At 70.2% G+C, this 17,823-nt stretch carries 16 protein-coding genes and 1 riboswitch; of the genes, 13 read left to right on the top strand and 3 right to left on the bottom strand.

Features of this window, described 5'->3' with window-relative positions; translation table 11 throughout:
- Positions 1 to 84 precede the first annotated feature (84 nt).
- The 8 genes from K2F47_RS40575 (at position 85) to K2F47_RS10270 (ending at position 10,944) form a co-directional block, all read left to right on the top strand.
- Positions 85 to 2,286: a right-handed parallel beta-helix repeat-containing protein gene (locus tag K2F47_RS40575; protein ID WP_272496868.1), complete on the top strand. Its 2,202-nt coding sequence runs from the start codon at positions 85 to 87 to the stop codon at positions 2,284 to 2,286.
- Position 2,287: 1 nt separating this feature from the next.
- Positions 2,288 to 4,312 carry a right-handed parallel beta-helix repeat-containing protein gene (locus K2F47_RS40570; protein ID WP_272496867.1) on the top strand — a complete coding sequence of 675 codons (2,025 nt, stop codon included), beginning with the start codon at positions 2,288 to 2,290 and terminating at the stop codon, positions 4,310 to 4,312.
- Complete coding sequence (locus tag K2F47_RS10295; RefSeq protein ID WP_272496866.1) at positions 4,309 to 5,475, top strand: right-handed parallel beta-helix repeat-containing protein; 1,167 nt, start codon at positions 4,309 to 4,311, stop codon at positions 5,473 to 5,475. Before K2F47_RS40570 ends, K2F47_RS10295 begins: the two co-directional genes overlap by 4 nt.
- A 48-nt stretch (positions 5,476 to 5,523) precedes the next feature.
- Positions 5,524 to 6,855, top strand: coding sequence for a UDP-glucose dehydrogenase family protein (locus K2F47_RS10290; RefSeq protein WP_242902654.1), 1,332 nt, complete (start codon positions 5,524 to 5,526; stop codon positions 6,853 to 6,855).
- Between the two features lie 217 nt (positions 6,856 to 7,072).
- Positions 7,073 to 7,138, top strand: a riboswitch (guanidine-III (ykkC-III) riboswitch).
- Positions 7,139 to 7,173: 35 nt separating this feature from the next.
- A complete protein-coding gene (locus K2F47_RS10285; protein WP_242902653.1) occupies positions 7,174 to 7,497 on the top strand; it encodes a DMT family transporter in 324 nt (107 codons plus the stop codon).
- 270 nt (positions 7,498 to 7,767) lie between these two features.
- On the top strand, positions 7,768 to 8,553 hold the full coding sequence (locus K2F47_RS10280; RefSeq protein WP_242902652.1) for a sporulation protein: 786 nt from the start codon (positions 7,768 to 7,770) through the stop codon (positions 8,551 to 8,553).
- A 73-nt stretch (positions 8,554 to 8,626) separates the two neighbouring features.
- The gene (locus K2F47_RS10275) at positions 8,627 to 10,087 is read left to right on the top strand and encodes a hypothetical protein (RefSeq protein ID WP_242902651.1); all 1,461 of its coding nucleotides are present in this window, start codon (positions 8,627 to 8,629) and stop codon (positions 10,085 to 10,087) included.
- A gap of 110 nt (positions 10,088 to 10,197) precedes the next feature.
- Entirely contained in the window at positions 10,198 to 10,944 is a 747-nt protein-coding gene (locus K2F47_RS10270) for an SDR family oxidoreductase (protein WP_242902650.1), read from the top strand.
- Here the strand turns inward: K2F47_RS10270 and K2F47_RS10265 are convergent.
- Both K2F47_RS10265 and K2F47_RS10260 read right to left on the bottom strand, forming a co-directional pair.
- Entirely contained in the window at positions 10,883 to 11,524 is a 642-nt protein-coding gene (locus K2F47_RS10265) for a rhomboid family intramembrane serine protease (RefSeq protein WP_242902649.1), read from the bottom strand. The genes K2F47_RS10270 and K2F47_RS10265 overlap by 62 nt on opposite strands.
- 61 nt (positions 11,525 to 11,585) lie before the next feature.
- The gene (locus K2F47_RS10260) at positions 11,586 to 11,915 is read right to left on the bottom strand and encodes a WhiB family transcriptional regulator (protein WP_242902648.1); all 330 of its coding nucleotides are present in this window, start codon (positions 11,913 to 11,915) and stop codon (positions 11,586 to 11,588) included.
- Between the two features lie 151 nt (positions 11,916 to 12,066).
- Here K2F47_RS10260 and K2F47_RS10255 point away from each other — a divergent pair, with 151 nt between their 5' ends.
- Entirely contained in the window at positions 12,067 to 12,513 is a 447-nt protein-coding gene (locus tag K2F47_RS10255; RefSeq protein ID WP_242905870.1) for a GNAT family N-acetyltransferase, read from the top strand.
- Between the two features lie 173 nt (positions 12,514 to 12,686).
- Positions 12,687 to 13,436 carry a hypothetical protein gene (locus K2F47_RS10250; protein WP_242902647.1) on the top strand — a complete coding sequence of 250 codons (750 nt, stop codon included), beginning with the start codon at positions 12,687 to 12,689 and terminating at the stop codon, positions 13,434 to 13,436.
- Positions 13,437 to 13,621: 185 nt separating this feature from the next.
- On the opposite strand, the gene K2F47_RS10245 is transcribed toward K2F47_RS10250, so the two are convergent.
- On the bottom strand, positions 13,622 to 13,855 hold the full coding sequence (locus K2F47_RS10245; protein WP_242902646.1) for a hypothetical protein: 234 nt from the start codon (positions 13,853 to 13,855) through the stop codon (positions 13,622 to 13,624).
- A gap of 140 nt (positions 13,856 to 13,995) precedes the next feature.
- Here K2F47_RS10245 and K2F47_RS10240 point away from each other — a divergent pair, with 140 nt between their 5' ends.
- From K2F47_RS10240 to K2F47_RS10230, 3 genes are read left to right on the top strand one after another with little or no spacing between them, the layout of a single operon-like run.
- On the top strand, positions 13,996 to 15,228 hold the full coding sequence (locus K2F47_RS10240) for an NsdA family TPR-like regulatory protein (protein ID WP_242902645.1): 1,233 nt from the start codon (positions 13,996 to 13,998) through the stop codon (positions 15,226 to 15,228).
- Between the two features lie 12 nt (positions 15,229 to 15,240).
- On the top strand, positions 15,241 to 16,428 hold the full coding sequence (locus K2F47_RS10235) for an NsdA family TPR-like regulatory protein (RefSeq protein ID WP_242902644.1): 1,188 nt from the start codon (positions 15,241 to 15,243) through the stop codon (positions 16,426 to 16,428).
- A gap of 12 nt (positions 16,429 to 16,440) precedes the next feature.
- Positions 16,441 to 17,652, top strand: a complete 1,212-nt coding sequence (locus K2F47_RS10230; RefSeq protein WP_242902643.1) for an NsdA family TPR-like regulatory protein — start codon at positions 16,441 to 16,443, stop codon at positions 17,650 to 17,652.
- Positions 17,653 to 17,823: the final 171 nt, after the last annotated feature.

Genomic DNA, 17,823 nt, shown 5'->3' with positions numbered 1-17,823 from the left:
GACCGGACGCCGAGACTCCCCGGCGTACTGCGCGAGACCTTCCGAATACCCCGGGGCCGGACACGCACGTCCCGCACGATTCGGATGGCAGGGCGCTGCGCGTTCCGCGTCGGGCTGGTGGCGGTCTTCGGGCTCGTCCCGGCCGCGCTCATCCCGGCCCGGCAGCTGCCGCACGCCCACGCGGACACCCCTACCGAGACTCCGGCGGACGCAGCGCGCCAGGCCGCGCTCGTCGACCAGGAGGACCAGCGGATCATGCAGACGCGGTCGGTGCTGACCGCGATCCTCCAGATCGGCGGGCAGGCGACCGCGCAGTGGAAGCGGCCGCAGATCTTCGGCTCCAGCCAGGGCAAGACGCTCGTCCTGCCCGCGGTGAACACCGGCAAGCCGTACACGGTCGAGGACCTGCGCCGCTACGGCGGACGCTACTTCCAGCGGCTGCCGGACGGCTCGTACCTGCTCGGCATCCACGTGTTCGTCGCGGACGGCGCGGGGCTGCTGCTCCAGAACCCGTCCGGCGGCCCGCTCGTCATCCGCATGGGCAGCACGGCGGGCGCGTTCAGCTCGATCGTCAGCTTCGGCGGCAACATCAGGATCGAGGGCAACGCCCGCTACCCGGCACGGATCTTCAGCTGGGACCCGAGCACGCGCAGGCCCGACAGCAACGTCGCCGACGGGCGCGCGTACCTGCGCGCGGTCGGCGGCGAGTTCCGGATGAAGTACGCGCACGTCTCGCAGCTCGGCTTCTGGAGCGGGCGGACCGGCGGCATCGCGCTCACCGGCACCGACCGTCCGGCGAGCGCCGCCAAGCACCTCAACAAGGAGCAGCGGCACGCCAACAAGAAGAAGCGGCTGGAGCAGCAGCGCAAGGGCGGCTCCGGCGGCGGCCCCGGCGACATCGAGATCGAGCGGCCGGGCGGCACCGCGACGCACGTCCCCGCGGCCGACCTCGTCACCGGGTCGATCGACCACAGCACGATCATCGGGGACGCGTTCGGGCTGTTCGTGTCGGGCTCCAACCAGACGCAGGTGACCAACAACAAGATCATGAACAGCCTGGTCAACGGGCTGGTCATGCACCGGTTCGCGAAGAACGCCACGATCGAGAACACGGTCGTGACGGGCAGCAAGGGCGACGGGTTCGTGCTGTCGCGGGCGACGGAGAAGGTGCGCGTCACCAACTGCCGGTCGGAGAACAACGGACACAACGGCTTCACCGTCAACGGCCAGGCGCTCGCGGACGGCCCCTCGGCCTCCGGCGAGTCGCTGGAGAGCTTCGGCGACAGCTCGATCAACAACAGCCTGGCCCGCAACAACGGCCACTACGGCATCGAACTGCTCGGCGGCGACAAGCTGTCGGTGCAGAACAGCCAGGTCATCGGCGGGGACATGGGCATCGTCGTGCGGTCGGCGGCGACGCAGGTGCAGGTGTCGGGCAACCGCCTGTCGGGGCAGATCCGGCAGGGCATCTCCCTGCGCGACGGGGTGAAGGGCGCGAGCCTCGCGGGCAACACCGTGGACGGCGCGCGCACCGGCATCTACATGCGCGGCTCGTCCGGCACGCTGGTCGGCAACGTCATCAAGGGCGCGACCTCGCACGGCATCACGCTGGTCGGGAACGCGGGCGGCTCGGAGATCCGCGACAACCACCTGAGCGGGAGGGGGACGAGCGCGGTCAGCACGTCCCGCGCGCACGGCGACATCGACAAGTCGGGCAACGACACCGGCGGGTGGACGGACACCGCGTCGCTGTGGATGAAGGCGCAGCGGTACATGACGCCGCTGAACGTCATCTGGACGTGCGTGCTCCTCATGGTCGTCATCACCATGATCCGGGCCCGTACCGGCGGGCTGCGGCTCGGGCGCCGGGGCGCCCACCCGTACATGCTCCAGCAGCCGATGGAGCTGCGGCCGGTGTGGAGGCTCCCGCGCATGCCGCGTCCGGGACAGCGCCAGGCACCGGCCCCCGGGCCCGCGCCCGCACCGGCTCCGGCGGCCCCGGCACCCGCGCAGGGACATGTGCAGGGGCAGGCGCTCGGGCAGCCGGCGCGTCCGGCACCCGCGATGGCGGGGGCCGCGCACCCACCGGCGCCCCAGCCGTCGCCGCGTCCGGCCCCGCATCCGGGGCCGCGCCCCGCGCCGCCTTCCGCACCGCCGCAAGGAAAGCCGCAGGGTGTGCCGCTCGCGGCGCCGCATCCGCCGGTGCCCCAGCCCCACCCGGCGCCGCCCGCGCCGCCGTACCCGCCCCCGTGGGGCGCCGCGCAGCCGGAACCAGGAGGCGCCTGACATGAACGGACCCGATCCGAACGTCACCCGGCCGACCCCGATCCCGATCCCGCCCCGGCGGCCCCCGGCCAAGCACGGCGCACCGGCGCAGGCCAAGCCCGCCGCGCCCAAGCCCGCCCCGGCTCCGGCCCCGCCCAAGAAGCAGGGCCGGATGGGCAAGGTCATCACGACCCTGCTGGTGCTCGGGCTCGCGGGCGGCGGCGCGTACGCCTACCGCGTGTACATCGCGAACGACAACGGCACGCCGGACGTCAACGACGTGTCCGCCGAGTCGGCCAAGCAGCAGGCCACGCTGGTCGACCAGGAGGACATGCGGATCATGCAGATCCGCGCCAAGCAGGAGTCCGACCTGGCGGGCGGCGGGGCGGCGGCCGCGGCGGCGCGCGTGCCCCGGGTGCTCGCGTCCGCGAACGGCCGGACGCTGATGCTGCCGCAGCGGCGCCAGCCCTACTACGTCGCCGAGCTGGCGAAGCTCGGCGGGCAGGACTTCCAGAAGCAGAGCGACGGGTCCTACCTGCTCGGCGTGAACATCATGGTCGCGGCGGGCGGCAAGCTGATCCTGCAAAGCTCGACCGGCCCGCTGACGATCCGGATGCGCAGCATCCCGGGCCAGTTCACCTCGATCGTCAGCGCGGGCGGGACGGTGCGGATCAACGGCTCCGCGCAGAACCCCGTCCGGTTCTCCAGCTGGAACGACAGCAAGCGCGTGCCCGACACGGAGGTGTCGGACGGCCGGGCCTACATCCGCGCGATCGGCGGCCAGTTCGACATGAAGTACACGCAGGTCTCCGACCTCGGCTTCTGGAGCGGACGGACCGGCGGCGTCGCGCTGACCGGCTCGGACCGCCCCGACTCGGCGGCCGAGCCCGCCGGGACGCCGGGCCCGCAGCGCGCGGTGCGGCTGCCGAACGGCACGAACGAGGCGACGCGCGGCAACCGCGAGGAGGTCGAGGTCACGGCCGCGGGCGGACGCGGCGGCGGCACGTTCTACGTCCCGGCGGCCAACCTCGTCAGCGGCGCGATCGAGCAGTCCTCGTTCACCGGCGACGCCTACGGCCTGTTCGTCACCGCGTCCAACCAGACGCGGCTCGCGAGCAACACGATCAAGAACAGCCTGGTCCACGGCGTCGTGCTGCACCGGTTCGCGAAGAACGCCACGATCGAGAACACGACGGTCAGCGGCAGCCGCGGCGACGGCTTCGTGCTGTCGCGCGGCACCGAGGGCGTCCGCGTGACGCACTGCACGTCCGAGAAGAACGGCGGCAACGGGTTCACGCTGAACGGGCAGCCGCTCGCGGACGGCCCGTCCGCGTCCGGTGAGGCGATCACCCCGTTCGGCGGCAACCTGATCAGCAGCAGCGTGATCCGGAACAACCGCCGGTACGGGGTCGAGCTGCTCGGCGGCGATAACGTCACCGTGCAGACCAGCCAGATCAGCGGCGGCGACATGGGGATCGTGACCCGCGCCCAGGCGACCCGCGTGCAGATCACCGGCAACCAGGTGAAGAACGCGAAACGGCAGGGGATCGTGCTGCGCGACGGCGCGCGCGGCGGCACCGTGTCGGGCAACGTGATCGTCGGCGGCAAGACGGCGCTGTACGTCCGGGACGCGAGCAGCCTGATCTCGGGCAACACCGTCCAGTCGGCGCACCGGCACGGGCTCACGTTGCGCGGGAACGTCACCGGCACCATGATCAGGGGCAACACCATCAGCGGTGCCGGGACGAGCGTCATGGACCTCGACCGCGCCACCGGCAAGTACGCCGAAAGCGGCAACAACACGTCCGGCTGGCACAAGACGGCCGGATTCTGGACATGGGTCAAGCGCGTCTTCAAGCCGATGAACATCATCTGGGCGGGCGTGTTCCTGCTCGTCGCGGTGTCCATGATCCGCTCGCGGGGCAACGCGCTGCGCATCGGGCGCCGCGGCGCCCACCCGTACGAGCGGCAGACCAAGCTGGAGGAGCGTCCCGTCCGGCTGCTGCGCCGCGTAGTTGACGACACCGAGGGAGTGGTCCGCCGATGACGGCGAGGATCGACATCAAGTTCGTGCTGGGCCTGCTGGTCGGCGCGGTCGTGGTCGGCGGTCTGGTGTTCCTGGTCACGGGCCTGGGCGGGGACGACGGCGACTCGAAGAAGACCGCCGGGACCGACCAGGTGACGCCCGCGCCGACCGGGGGCGGGGACGAGGGGGACGGCGGGAACGTGGACGACGGTGACAAGGGCGACGACGGCGGCTCGGGCGGCGGCGCGCCGAAAGGCGAGCCGCTCACCACGCCCGTCCCGGACGGCCCCGGCAGGATCTCGTGCCCCGGCCCGACCAAGACCGTCAGCGACGCCAAGGGCCTGGAGCAGGCCCTGCGCGGCGCGGCCCCGGGCGACGTCATCAAAATGAACCCCGGCACCTACCAGGGCAAGTTCGTCGCGACGACGTCCGGTACCCCGCAGAAGCCGATCTACCTGTGCGGCACCGAGGAGTCGATCATCGACGGCGGCGGCGTGAAGAAGGGCTACGCGCTGCACCTGAACAAGGCGTCCTACTGGCGGCTGGTCGGCTTCTCGATCCAGAACAGCCAGAAGGGCGTGATGGCCGACACCACCAAGGGCTCGGTCATCCAGGGCCTGAACGTGCACGACATCGGTGACGAGGGCATCCACCTGCGCAACTTCTCCACCGGCAACACCGTCCAGTACAACAAGGTCTACAACACCGGACTGCGGCGCGAGAAGTTCGGCGAGGGCGTCTACCTCGGCACCGCGCAGTCGAACTGGGAGTCGGTCACCGGCGGCCGGATGGACAACAGCGACGGCAACATCGTGCGCGGCAACCTGATCCGCGCCACCGCCGAGGCGATCGACATCAAGGAAGGCACCAGCAACGGCAAGATCCTCAACAACGTCTTCGACGGCTCGAAGACGGGCGGGGACAAGCACAACGACTCGTGGGTGGACGTCAAGGGCAACGGCTACCTGATCGAGGGGAACAAGGGGACCAAGACCCCCCTCGACGGCTTCCAGACCCACGAGATCGTCGACGGCTGGGGACGCGGCAACACGTTCCGCAACAACGTCATCAACCTCGCGGGCGGGCGCGGGGTCGGCATCAACGACACCACGGGCGGCAACAGCATCGGCTGCGGCAACAAGGTCACCGGCGGCAAGCTGACGAAGAAGGGCACCTGCTCCTAGCAGGGGAACGTCCGTCAACCACCCGGCATGAATCAAGGAGAAGCGCGAATGAACGCGACGGAGTCCCCACGGCTCACCGTCATCGGCACCGGCTACCTCGGTGCCACGCACGCCATCTGCATGGCGGTACTCGGCTTCGACGTCCTCGGCGTGGACGTCGACGAGCGCAAGATCGCCAAACTGGCGTCCGGCGAGGTGCCGTTCTTCGAGCCGGGCCTGCCCGAGCTGCTCACGAAGGCGCTGGAGTCGGGGCGGCTGCGCTTCACCACGTCCTTCGAGGAGGCCGGGAAGTTCGGCGACGTGCACTTCCTGTGCGTCGGCACCCCGCAGAAGCCCGGTTCCGACGCCGCCGACCTCACCTACGTGGACGCCGCCGTGCACGCCCTCGCGCCGCACCTGGACCGGCGCGTGCTGGTCGTCGGCAAGTCCACCGTCCCGGTCGGGACGGCGCAGCGGCTCACCGGCGTCCTGCACGACCTCGCCCCGGCGGGCACCGAGATCGAACTGGCGTGGAACCCCGAGTTCCTCCGCGAGGGCTTCGCGGTCGACGACACGATGCGTCCCGACCGCCTGGTGTTCGGCGTCGCCTCCGACTGGGCGGACGAGCGGCTGCGCGCCGCGTTCCAGCCGATCCTCGACATCGGCACCCCGGTCGTGCGCACCGACCTCGCCACCGCCGAGCTGGTCAAGGTCGCCGCGAACTCCTTCCTCGCCACCAAGATCTCCTACATCAACGCGATGGCGGAGGTCTGCGAGGCGGTCGGCGCCGACGTCAGCGACCTCGCCGACTCGCTCGCGCTGGACGACCGCATCGGCGGCAAGTTCCTGCGTCCCGGCCTCGGCTTCGGCGGCGGCTGCCTGCCCAAGGACATCCGCGCGTTCGCGCACCGCGCCGAGGAGATCGGCGTCGGCCAGGCCGTGTCGTTCCTCCGCGAGGTGGACGACATCAACCGCCGCCGCCGCGCCCGCACCGTCGACCTCGTCCGCGAGCTGCTCGGCGGCCAGATCTCCGGCCGCCGCATCGCCGCCTGGGGCGCCGCGTTCAAGCCGAACTCCGACGACATCCGCGACGCGCCCGCGCTGGACGTCGCGCGCACCATGCACGGGCTCGGCGGCCACGTCCGCGTCTACGACCCGGCCGCGCTCGACAACGCCCGCCGCGCCTACCCCGAGCTGCGCTACGGCGCCAACGCCCTGGACGCCGCCGAGGACGCCGACGTCGTCGTCCTGCTGACCGAGTGGGCGGACTTCCGCGAGATCGAGCCCGACGCGCTCGCCAAGGTCGTCCGGCACAAGCGCATCGTGGACGGCCGCCACGCCCTGGACCCGGCCCGCTGGCGCGCCGCCGGCTGGGAGTACCGCGCGCTCGGCAGAGCCTAAAGAAGTCCCGGCCCACGGCCCTCGCCTAGCGGCTCGGGCCGTGACCGTGCCTTCGCGGGCGCGGAATCGCTTCGCGATCTTCCCGGTGGGGCGCGCCTCCGGCGTCGCCCCACCGGTCAGCTACGCGCCCGCGTGACGGCTGAGGTCGCCTGGGGGCCGCGGCGAGTGGTCGCCGCCCTTCGGGGAACACCCGGTGCATCGGGGGCGTTGTCGCTGGGTGAGGGCCCTTCCGGGGTCCTCCCGGACGAGGTGCGCCGTACCCGGTAGGCGAAGACGACGCGTGACCGTGCCGTCTCACCATCCGGGGGTAGTACCGCAATGGCTTGGATCCTCGTCATCCTCGCGGGCCTGTTCGAGGTCGTCATGGCCCTGTGCCTGAAGGGCAGCAAGGGCTTCACGCAGCTCTGGCCGTCGCTCGGCTTCCTCGTCTTCGCCGTCACCAGCTTCGGCCTGCTCAACCTCGCGCTGAAGGACCTGGAGGTCGGCACCGCCTACGCCGTCTGGGTAGGCATCGGCGCCGTCGGAACCGCCACCCTGGGCATGCTCCTCATGGGCGACGACGTCTCCGCCCTCAAGATCGGCGCGCTAGCCCTGATCATCGTGGGCGTCATAGGCCTGAACCTGGCAGGCAGCGCCCACTAGCCGCTCAGACGACGACCACGAAGTCGCGCAAGGCCATGGTGCCGATCCGGGTCAGCGAAGGCTGAGCGACACCCGTCCGCAGGTCGGCCTTGAATTCCGTCACCCCGTTTCGGGTCAGGGCCCTTAGTCTCTTCGCGCTAGAGGCGCCACCAGAGCGGCCCAATGCGGCCAAGGGGACGGCGTGTTTCCAGGTCACAGGGCCTTGATGGAACGTACCCTCCCGTAAGGGCGTCTATGGGACGAGAGAGCTCGTACACGGAGGGGTTGACCTTGGTCTTCAAGAAGCTGCGGCAGGCGATGGGCATCGGCGGGCCGTCGATCGAGACCGTCCTGCACGACCCGAACACCACGCCGGGCTCGGTCGTGACGGGTGAGATCACCATCATCGGCGGCCAGTTCAACTCCGACATCAAGTCGGTCAACCTGGCGCTGCGCACCCGGGTCGAGGTCGAGTCGGGCGACAACGAGTACACCTCCAACCTGGAGTACGCCAAGATGCCCGTCGCGGGGAACTTCACGCTGGAGGAGGGCGCGCGGCACAGCGTCCCGTTCCAGTTCCCCATCCCGTGGGAGGCGCCGCTCACCCACATGTACGGGCAGCCGCTGCGCGGCACCACGGTCGGGATCGCGACGGAGCTGGAGGTCGCGGGCGCGCTCGACCCGGGCGACCTCGACCCGATCGCCGTCCACCCGCTGCCCGCGCAGGAGCGCATCCTGGCCGCGTTCTCCAACCTCGGCTTCCACTTCCGCAACGCCGACTGCGAGAAGGGCCGCATCTGGGGTGTCCACCAGGAGCTGCCCTTCTACCAAGAGATCGAGTTCACGCCTCCCCAGCAGTACGCGCGCGGCATCAACCAGCTCGAGGTGACGTTCGTGTCCTACCCGCAGTCGATGGAGGTCGTCCTCGAACTCGACAAGCGCGGCGGCATGCTCTCCGAGGGCCACGACGCGTTCAGCCGCTTCACCGTCGACTACGCGAGCGTCCACGGCACCGACTGGGAGCACCAGCTCGGCGGCTTCCTGGACGAGGCGTCCCGGCGCCGCGGCTTCTTCTAACCGTCGGGGGGACGTCCAGCGCGGTCCCCTCCGGCTTGATCACGGAGGGGACCGCCCCGTAGAAAGGGTGTTCGTGCCCCAGCCCCCCGGACTCAACGACGCCGAACGCCGCCTGTGGGCCGCGTTCCCCTCCGGCGACACGGTCGTGCTCGGCGACGACCGGCCGACCGGGCCGCTGCCCGACCGGATCGTCCGCGCGGAGATCATCACGCGGCTGCTGCTCGGCGCGGGCGAGACCCGGGCCGGCGCGGTGTCGGCGGTCCGGCTGCGCGGCGCGTACGTCATCGGGAGGCTCGACCTCTCGGGCGGGACGGTCGAGCACGAGCTGCGCCTGGAGCGGTGCCGGCTCGTCGAGCAGCCCGACTTCTCCAACGCCAAGACGCGGCAGCTCCGCCTCTCCGATTGCCGGATGCCGGGGTTCGACGGCGGCGGTCTCCAGGCGGACGGGTACCTCAGCCTGTCCGGCTCGGAGGTGGAGGGCTCGGTCCGGCTGCCGCGCGCGCAGATCAGCGGCGGCCTGCGGATGAACCGGATGACGATCACCGCGTCCGCGCCGGACGAGTGGGCGGTGTTCAGCGGCGGGCTCGTCGTGGACGTCGGCGCGTTCGTCCAGGACTCGCACATCACCGGCGGGATGCGGCTCGTCGGCGCGCGGATGAGCGGCGGGCTGTTCATGCAGGGCACCACCCTGGAGAACCCCGGCCGGATCACGCTGGACGCGCAGAACATGGTCGTCGAGGACGCCGCCGAGTTCAGCCGCGACTTCGTCGCGCTCGGCACCGTCCGGCTGCGCAGCGCGCGGGTCCACGGCATCCTGTCGTTCTCCAAGGGCGTCCTGGACTCCGGCGACCCCGACCGGATGGCCCTGCACGGCAGCCACATGCAGGTGGACGAGCTGCTCCTGTGGCCGCTGGAGAAGATCAAGGGGCGGGTGGCGCTGTCCTACTCCCGGATCAACCTGATCATGGACAGCGCCGACACCTGGCCCGACGAGCTGTACCTGAACGGCCTCACCTACGAGACGCTGCGCTTCGGCGGAACGTTCAAGGACCGGCTGAGCTGGGTGTCCCGCGACCCCGAGTTCCACCTCCAGCCCTACGAGCAGCTCGCCGCCTGGTACCACAGCGTCGGGTCGGACGACCTGGCCCGCAAGGTGCAGCTGGCCAAGCTGCGCGCGCGCCGCCGGCGCCTGAACCCGGTCGGGCGGGCGTGGAACCACGTCCTGGACTGGACGGTCGGCTACGGCTACCGCCCCTGGCTCGCGTTCGCGTGGTTCGGCTTCCTGCTCGCGGTCGGCACCACCGTGTTCTCGATCGACGCGCCGAAACCGATCAAGCCGCCGGACGAGCGACCCGCCTTCCACTCCCTCGTCTACAGCCTCGACCTGCTGATCCCGCTGGACACCTTCGGCCAGCAGCAGGCGTTCGATCCGACGGGCTGGTCCCGCTGGGTCGGCTACACGCTGGTCGCGACCGGCTGGGTGCTCGCGACCGCGCTGATCGCCGGGGTCACACGGGTGCTGCGTCCGAACTGATCCGCGTGCCGCATGCAAACTGATCCGGGTGGCGCGTGCGAACCGATCCGCGCCGGCGAGCGTCCACCCGGTTAGGCGGGCGAGTCGTAGATCCACGAGAATGGGGCGCCATGGGCACGTATCTCATCACGGGGGCGACCGGCGGCATCGGCACCGCGGTCGCGGAACTGCTGCGCGAGCGCGGCCACGACCTGGTCCTCACCGGCCGCTCGCCCGACCGGCTGGACAAGCTCGCCGCGACGCTGCGGACCGGCGCGCACGCCGCGACCCAGGTCTTCGACCCGAAGGCGCCGGGCGTCGGGCCCTCGTCCCGGACGATCCGCACGATCCCGCTCGACCTCACCGAACCGCGCCGCATCGAGGCGGCCCTGGCCCTCGACGACCTCCCGCCACGGCTGGACGGGCTCGTCCACGCGGCGGGGGTCGTCCACCTGTCGCCGATCGCCGACCTGGAGGCGGACGAGTGGATCGACCACCTGTCGGTCAACCTCGTCTCGGCCGCCGAACTGACCCGCCTGCTGCTGCCCGCGCTGCGCACCGCTCAGGGGCACGTCGTCTTCGTCAACTCGACGGCGGGCCTGCGCGCGAACCCCGAGTGGGCCGCCTACGCCGCGAGCAAGTTCGGCCTGCGCGCCCTCGCCGACTCGCTCCGCGCGGAGGAGCCGTCCCTGCGCGTCACGACCGTCTATCCGGGACGCACGGCCACGGAGATGCAGCGCAGCGTCCGCGCCCAGGAGGGCCACCCCTACGCCGAGGACGACTTCGCCGCCCCGTCCACGGTGGCGCGCGTCCTCGTCAACGCCCTGGAGACGCCCCGGGACGCGGTGGTGTCGGACGTGACCGTTCGTCCGCACTAGCGCCGCGGCGCAGGAACCACGCGCCGACCACCCCGCCGATCAGCCCGAACAGATGGCCCTGCCACGAGATGGCGGGGTCGTCGGGGATCACGCCGACCAGCATCGTCCCGTAGACGGCGACGACGCCGACCGCGATCACGATGTCGAGGAGCCGCCGCTCGAACAGGCCGCGTCCCACCAGGTAGCCGAAGAACCCAAAGATCAGGATGCTGGACCCGAGCGTGTTCGCCGGGCTCGTGAACCACACCCCGAGCCCGCCGACCACGATGACGATCAGGCTCGACACCAGGAACTTCGCGATTCCCCTGACCGCAGCCAGGAACCCCAGCACGAGGAACGGCACGGTGTTGCCCATCATGTGCCCGATCCCCGCGTGCACGAACGGCGCGGTGAAGATGTCGGGCAGGTCGCTGACGTCCCGCGGCTGGATTCCGAGCCGGTCGAGCCGGTTGTCGTCCACATAGACGTCGAAGACCTCCACCACCCACATCAGGGCGGTGATGCCACCGACCAGCAGGGCCGCCGACAGGACCCGCGCGCCGGCCTGGACGAGCCCTTCGGACCGCTGGGAATCGCTCATGGAGGCCACCGTAACTCTGGACGCCGTCACCCGGACAACGTCCCGGCCACCGGAAAGGTGCCTAGGCGGCGGACGCGTGCTCCGGCTCGGAGGCGTCCCCGCGCACCACGATCACCGGCAGCCGCCTGCGCTCCGGCGCCTCCGCCGTCCGCCTCAGATAGCGGCGCTCCTCGGGGGTCGTCCCGCCCCAGATCCCGTCGGGCTCCCCGACCCGCAACGCCCACGCGAGGCACTCGGCCGCGACCGGGCAGTTCGAGCAGATCGCCTTCGCCGCGTCCTCCTGCTCCTTCAGGACGAGCGCGGCATAACCGATCGGGAAGAAGAGGTCGGGATCGGCGCCACGGCAGATGGCGTGGTCCGTCCAGTGTTCCTCGTTCTCATCGCTGTGCATGGCTTCTCCCCCTGCGGTGGCCTGCGGCCACCGGCAGACACACGGGTGGTCGTCCACCCAACGTAGTACTACAACCCGTAGTACTACAAGTCATCGCGGACTTCGCAACCTAACGGCCGGATAACCTGTGAATGTGCAGCGTGACCAAGAAGTGACCTTCCGCGAGGCGACGCTGGACGATCTGCCCCAGATCGTCCGACTACTGGCCGACGATCCCCTCGGCGCGGCCCGCGAAACACCGGACGCCGAACCGGCCTACATCGCCGCCTTCACCGCGATAGCGGACGACCCCAACAACACCCTGATCGTCGCCGAGATCGCGGACCAGGTAGCTGGAACGCTCCAACTCACCTACATCCCCGGCCTCACCTACACGGGCCGCGAACGAGCCCAGATCGAGGGCGTCCGCGTCGCCGCCGACCACCGCGGCCGGGGCGTGGGCCAGGCCCTCATCACCTGGGCCATAACCCAGGCCCGCACCCGGGGCTGCCGCGTGGTCCAACTGACCACCGACCGCCAGCGCCCCGACGCGATCCGCTTCTACCAGCAAATAGGCTTCCGCCCGTCCCACATGGGCATGAAGTACCACCTGACCTAAAAGGCCCACGCTGCCGAACACCCCCGGCCGGATGCGGACAAGGTCGAGACGGGGCCCCGCGGCCGTGTGAAAGCGTCCGGGCCATGACGAGCGATCACGAGCCTCCGCGGTGGGGTGAGGGGCGTCCGGTCACCGCCCCGGGCTATGGCGGCCCTCCGTCAACCGCTCGGCCGGTGACGGTGACGATCGCGGCGGTGTTATGGATCCTCGAGGGAGGCGTCGTCGCCTTCGCCGCGGTCACCGGACCCCTCATCTCCCCCATCTACAACATCTCTTTGATGCTCTTCCTGCTCGGCTACGGGACGGCCATGATCATCGCGGCCTCGCGCATGATGCGCGGCAGCGAACGGGCCCGAACCACCGTGACGATCATGGGTTGCCTGATGCTGATCGGCATCTGGACCGTCGTCCTCATCGTTCCGGCACTGATCTTGCAGTACCTGTCGAACAGCCGTGCATGGTTCCATACCGTCAACGCGCGCCCCACCACCTCGCCCAGTCACCGAAAGAACAGGCGAGAGATCGGGATTCTGTTCGACATCGACGCTCTGGGCGACGAAGCGTACAAACAAAAGGCGTACAAAATACTTTTCGCCAACCTGGAGCCGCAACGGCTGAGGAACTGCTCCATCCGCGATGGCGACACCTATGCGACGCTCCACGGAACCGCCCGGCTCTACTGCATCGCCATCCGTTCCCCGGAACCGCTGGCGATCAGCTACGTTCAGTTCGTCCTCCGGGGCCGCAACGACGTCGGCCTACCGGAAGGCAACGGTCGTTTCCTCGCGGGAGCCGTTGCGAGGCGGGAGCCACTCGACCATGCCGCCGACGTCGACAATGCAGGAAACCTCATCCCCGTCCCCGGCGGAGTGATCCAGCCATCGCTGGCCGAGGGAACCGCATGGAATGTGATCAGCGCATAGCCTGACCACAAAGAAGCCTCCGCAGGCTCCACCGAAGACGAAGCGGGCGCTTCTGTGCGGCGAGGGAGGCGAGCCGGTCGCCAATCGCTTTGGTCGTCCCGGGCAGGTCGTGGCAGGGGCCGAGCGGATCGCCGGTCGATGACACGAACCAGACCGCGCGAGCAGGTCGAGGTTGGACGTCGGGTTCACGGTGTGTGCCCCGCGCCTGAGCGGGACTTCGTCAGGCTCCGCAGTTCGGCGCGCAGGTCGTCTGGTGTGTCGGCGTCGAGGGTGCCGCTCTCGGCGCGCGGCGGATCTTCGTCGACCGCAGTGGGACGAGTCGCCCACCACCGTCCGCGATCGGTGTAGATGATCGACCAGCCGGGGAACTCCTCCCGAAGCCGTGCCTTGGCCCGCTCGACGTCGCCGTCCGCGTTCATGACGGTCTCCTCCTACCGTGATTCGCGGTGATGTTTCGGTGACTGTCAGTGAATCGGTGGCGGGCGGCCGAGGTCAGCCTGATAATCGCGGATGAACCGAGGGACGGCCCTCGGCCGCGAACATCCGAGGTGAATCGCGGGTGCCGGACAAAGAACTCGCGGCCCGCTTGCGGGCCGAACGCAAAGCTCGCGGGCTGACCGTTGCCGACCTGGCTGAATTGTTCCGAGATGTGGCGTCCGAGCGGGTCGCTCGGCGGCTGCCCGCGCTCAAGGACCTCGAGCGCACCATTCGCGGCCACGAGGCGGGCGAGCACGTGGCGGGCCCTCGCTACCGCATCCTGTACGCCCGCGCTTTCGGCATCCCTGAGGCCGAACTGTTCGGTGGACGCACTCCTTCCGCCCCTGCGGACGATGAGCTGGACGCGGTGGAGTTGGCGCGGCGGGTCGCGGCGAGTGATGTCGGGGACGAGACGCTCGTCGCCCTGGAGATCGCCGTGGACGAGTTGGCGGCAGCGTATCCGGTGGCGGCACCGGGTGAGCTGCTGAAGCGCACGCGCCGGTTTCTGGGATATGTCTCGCAGCTCATGGACGCCCGCATGACGTTGGTCGAACTGCGGCGTCTCGTGGTCGTCGGTGGGTGGTTGTCGCTGCTCGCCGCGACCTGCGACATCGACCTCGGGCAACGTCCGGCGGCCGCCGCGCGGCTGCGGACGGCCGCCCAACTCGCCGAGCACGCGGAACATCCGGAGATCCTCGCGTGGACGCTGGAGACGCGTGCCTGGCAGAAGCTCACCGACGGCGACTATCGCGGGGCGCTATCGCTGGCACGTGATGCGCAGGACGTCGCGCCACGTGGCGGATCGGCGTTCATCCAGGCCACAGCACAAGAGGGGCGCGCATGGGCGCGGCTCGCGGCCGGGCCCGAGACGCGGGACGCGCTCGCACGTGTGGAGCGGCTGGTGATGCCGCTGACGACGCCCGACCGGCCCGAACACCACTACCGCTACGACCCGGCGAAGAGCGATGCCTACACCGCCACGACGCTGTCCTGGTTGGGCGATCCGGCGGCCGAGCCCTATGCGCGCGGGGTGCTGGCCCGGCTGGAGGGGGCGGTGGGCCGTCCACGGCGCGCGGCCTCGGCGCGGCTTGATCTCGGCTTGGCGCTGCTCGCGGCGGGACGAGCCGACGAGGCGGCGCACACGGTGTTGGAGGCGGTGACGAGCGGGCGGTTGGTGCCGTCCAACTACTGGCGTGCCGAAGAGGTGATCGCGGCGGTGCAGGCGCTGGACGTCCCGAAGGCCGCCGAACTGAACGAGGCGTACCGCGAGCTATGCCGTCCGGCCGAGGTGGGGCAGGGCGATGTACAGAGCTAGGAGAGATGCCGGGTGCCGGAGAAGGAAATTGCTGCTCGGTTGCGGGCCGAACGCAAAGCTCGCGGGCTGACCGTTGCCGACCTGGCCGAGTTGTTCCGGGACGTCGCGTCCGAGCGGGTCGCTCGGCGGCTGCCCGCGCTCAAGGACCTTGAGCGCACCATTCGCGGCCACGAGGCGGGCGAGCACGTGGCGGGCCCTCGCTACCGCATCCTGTACGCCCGCGCTTTCGGCATCCCTGAGCAGCAACTCTTCGCCTCTGGCTCGGACGATGCCGAGCGGTTGGCCTTCGTGGCGCGTGATCCGGCTCGGCTCGATGCCGTGGTGGTGGACGGGTTGGCGGCGACGCTCGCCGGCCAGCGGCGCATCGAGGACGTGGTGGGGGCGCGGGCCGTGCTGGGCGCGGCCAGTGGTCATCTTGAGCTCGTCCTGCATCTCCTGCGAGGGGCCCGGGGGGCGCTCGGAGGCAGGCTCGCGGCGATCGCGTCCGAGGCCTCGCAGTTCAACGGGTGGCTCAACACCGCGACCGGTGCGCATGCCAGCGCGGGTGGGCTGTTCGACCAGGCGCTTCGCCTCGGCATGCGGGCGGGTGATGAGGATCTCGCGGCGACCGCTCTGTCGATGCGCGGTCACCTGGCGTGGGCCTGCGGCGATTACGGCGACATGGCGGATCTCTCGGCGGCCGCTGCCCGCCTGGCGAGGGCGGCCGGGACGCGTGCCGTCGCCACCCAGCAGCGTGGACGGGCCTTGGCCCTTCTCGGAGAGCGACAGGAGGCGCTTCGGGCAGTTGGGCAGGCGGAGGACATCCTGGCGGGCGGCTCAAGCCATGAGGACCCGGACGGCCTGTACTTCTACGGCGCCGAAATGCTGGCCATGCAGCGCGGGCTGATTCTCAGATATCTCGGCGAGCACGAGGCCGCCGCCGAGGCCATCACGAAGGGCATCCAGGGCATGCCCGAGGCGATCCAAGGATCGGAGTGGGTCGCCTGGTATCGCGTCCAAGCCGCCGCTGCGCGAGCGGCCACCGGGGAGCTACAGGAGTCCGTTTCGGAACTGCGGGTCGCCTTGGGCACGCTCTCCTCGACCGGCGGCAAGAAGACCCTCACCGACGTCGCACAGGTTCGCGACTCGCTGGCGGAGCGGTACCCCGGCCACTCCACGGTGGACGAGTTGTCGGAGCTTCTCGCAGCTGTAAAAGGTTAGGAGGGACGCCGGATGCCGGACAAGGAAATTGCGGCTCGCCTGCGGGCCGCGCGTAAGGCGCGCGGGCTGACCGTTGCCGACCTGGCCGAGCTGTTCCGGGACGTCGCGTCCGAGCGGGTCGCTCGGCGGCTGCCCGCGCTCAAGGACCTTGAGCGCACCATTCGTGGGCACGAGGCGGGGGAACACACGGCGGGGCCTCGGTATCGCATCTTGTATGCCCGTGCCTTCGGCGTCCCGGAAGGCGAACTGTTCTCCTCCGGGGAGAATGTCGTTGAGCCTGACGGTCTGGGGCTGGCCCTGGTCGGCGCCGCCTCTTCGCTCGGGACGGAGGGGCGTCCGGCGGACGCCGACTTCGTCGGGTCGCTTCGGGGAACGAACCAGGATCTCATCAGGCTCGATTCGCTCTGGGGCGGGCACGATCTGTTCCCCGTCGCCCTGCGTGCCTTTCGCGTCGCGTACGAGAAGCTGGGGTCGGGTGCCTACGAGTCACGGGTTGAACGGGATCTGCTGGCGGCCGCCGGTGAGACCGGGGAGGTAGCCGCGTGGCTGGCCTACGACGCCGACAGGCAGGACGAGTCCAGATGGCTCGCCCATGAGGCGCTCATGCTGTCCCGGCACGCGGGAGACCGCGATATGGAGTTGCTCCTTCTCTCTCATTTGGCCATGCAGGCCCTGCATCTGCACCGTCCGCGTGAGGCCCTGCGGATTATCGCCGAGGTCGCTGATGACGAGCAGCCGCCGCGAGTGTCTGCGTTGTTTCAGGTTCGTCGTGGGCGCGCGCTCGCCCAACTCGGGGACGAACGGGCTGCCGCGCACATGTTCGGGCTGGCCGAGGCCGGTCTCAAGGAGAGTGTCACCTCTCGCGATCCGCATTGGACGTGGTGGCTCGACGGCACGGAGGTGACCAGGCACAGGGCAACGGCCTATGCCCAGCTTGGTCAGTGGGAGCACGCGCTGCCCCTTCGCGAGGGGATCGTTGAGAATTGCCGCGGGCGGTATCCCTACGGGCGGCTCGATCTCGTCCAACTGCTGAATGCCTTGGCGCATGTGCGGGACTGGGAGCGCGCCGAGGAGGTCTTGATCGAGATTTCCGGCGACGTGGGGGCCGTTGGTCCGGGGCGCTCCGCGAGCCTGCTTCATGCGGTCTGCGAGCTGGTCAGGCGTGCGGACGGCGTACCGTCCACGGTCGTGGACGCCGCTGTCGAGCTCCTGGCCGCGCGGTAGGGACGGCGGGAGAGGTTCGTCACGCTTGGGGCGGGTTGTTCGTTGTGTTTTGGCGGGTGAACGGTGGTGTTGGCTTGGGCCGACATTGGTCTTTCGGTATCTGTTCACCTTGGCGTGGAATGCTGGCCATCTGGGTGTGCTCGTCGCCGTTGGAACCCCGTGGAGGAGCAG

Origin of the sequence: Actinomadura terrae, from assembly GCF_022751215.1 — a bacterium.
Taxonomy (GTDB): Bacteria; Actinomycetota; Actinomycetes; order Streptosporangiales; family Streptosporangiaceae; genus Spirillospora; species Spirillospora terrae.
Note: the sequence above shows the minus strand (reverse complement) of the source record. Positions and strands in the feature narration are given on the sequence as shown.

Excerpts from the sequence above, each read along its gene's own strand:
- K2F47_RS40575 (WP_272496868.1), top strand. The coding sequence starts at position 85 with ATGGCAGGGCGCTGCGCGTTCCGCGTCGGGCTGGTGGCGGTCTTCGGG.
- K2F47_RS40570 (WP_272496867.1), top strand. The coding sequence starts at position 2,288 with ATGAACGGACCCGATCCGAACGTCACCCGGCCGACCCCGATCCCGATC.
- K2F47_RS10295 (WP_272496866.1), top strand. The coding sequence starts at position 4,309 with ATGACGGCGAGGATCGACATCAAGTTCGTGCTGGGCCTGCTGGTCGGC.
- K2F47_RS10290 (WP_242902654.1), top strand. The coding sequence starts at position 5,524 with ATGAACGCGACGGAGTCCCCACGGCTCACCGTCATCGGCACCGGCTAC.
- K2F47_RS10285 (WP_242902653.1), top strand. The coding sequence starts at position 7,174 with ATGGCTTGGATCCTCGTCATCCTCGCGGGCCTGTTCGAGGTCGTCATG.
- K2F47_RS10270 (WP_242902650.1), top strand. The coding sequence starts at position 10,198 with ATGGGCACGTATCTCATCACGGGGGCGACCGGCGGCATCGGCACCGCG.
- K2F47_RS10265 (WP_242902649.1), bottom strand. The coding sequence starts at position 11,524 with ATGAGCGATTCCCAGCGGTCCGAAGGGCTCGTCCAGGCCGGCGCGCGG.
- K2F47_RS10260 (WP_242902648.1), bottom strand. The coding sequence starts at position 11,915 with ATGCACAGCGATGAGAACGAGGAACACTGGACGGACCACGCCATCTGC.
- K2F47_RS10245 (WP_242902646.1), bottom strand. The coding sequence starts at position 13,855 with ATGAACGCGGACGGCGACGTCGAGCGGGCCAAGGCACGGCTTCGGGAG.
- K2F47_RS10230 (WP_242902643.1), top strand. The coding sequence starts at position 16,441 with ATGCCGGACAAGGAAATTGCGGCTCGCCTGCGGGCCGCGCGTAAGGCG.